Annotated in this window: 1 tRNA gene and 2 rRNA genes; all 3 read right to left on the bottom strand. The window is 44.3% G+C overall.

Features of this window, described 5'->3' with window-relative positions:
* Positions 1–335 precede the first annotated feature (335 nt).
* Positions 336–407, bottom strand: a tRNA-OTHER gene (locus tag DXA13_RS20670).
* 7 nt (positions 408–414) lie between these two features.
* Positions 415–532 (bottom strand): 5S ribosomal RNA (gene rrf / locus DXA13_RS20665).
* 67 nt (positions 533–599) lie between these two features.
* A 16S ribosomal RNA gene (locus tag DXA13_RS20660) occupies positions 600–666 on the bottom strand; the annotation flags it as partial.

The raw sequence follows: 666 nt of genomic DNA, 5'->3' as shown, positions 1-666 counted from the left end.
TGGCCCTGATCCCCTTTTTACGGGTGGAATCAGTTCCTAAGGATATATAGCGTTATATCCCCTGGCGTTTTGGTTCGTTTGTTATTGTTTCTTTTGACATGCCTTTTACTTTCATAAAAAGCATGACCTCGGATGTCTTGATATTTCTTTACGATTTATCATTTCATTTCAATATGCGGTTTTCAAGGTACGTTGCAAAATCAAATGTATTTGCTTCCAAAAATAAGCGGATATATTTGATTTCATTGCGCGCCTGCACGCGACTGAGGAAACATTCGTTTCCGAAGTGCATACGTAAGCTACGCATTACGGTATCTCATTTCTTCAATACCGAGTGGAGATGGAGAGATTCGAACTCTTGACCCCCTGCTTGCAAGCAGGTGCTCTCCCAACTGAGCTACACCCCCACAAATAATCTGGCAGCCACCTGCTCTCCCATACCGTCTCCAGTATAGTACCATCGGCCGCTTGAGTCTTAACCGTCGTGTTCGGGATGGAAACGGGTGTTTCCCTCAAGCGCATCGCCACCAGAATTTTTTTGGTGTCCTTTTATCAAAGACTAAACAGTATATAAAACCCTTACTTCTTCTTTTCCTTAGAAAGGAGGTGATCCAGCCGCACCTTCCGATACGGCTACCTTGTTACGACTTCACCCCAGTTATCGGT

Origin of the sequence: Clostridium sp. AM58-1XD, from assembly GCF_003464085.1 — a bacterium.
Taxonomy (GTDB): domain Bacteria; phylum Bacillota; class Clostridia; order Lachnospirales; family Lachnospiraceae; genus Lachnoclostridium_A.
Note: the sequence above shows the minus strand (reverse complement) of the source record. Positions and strands in the feature narration are given on the sequence as shown.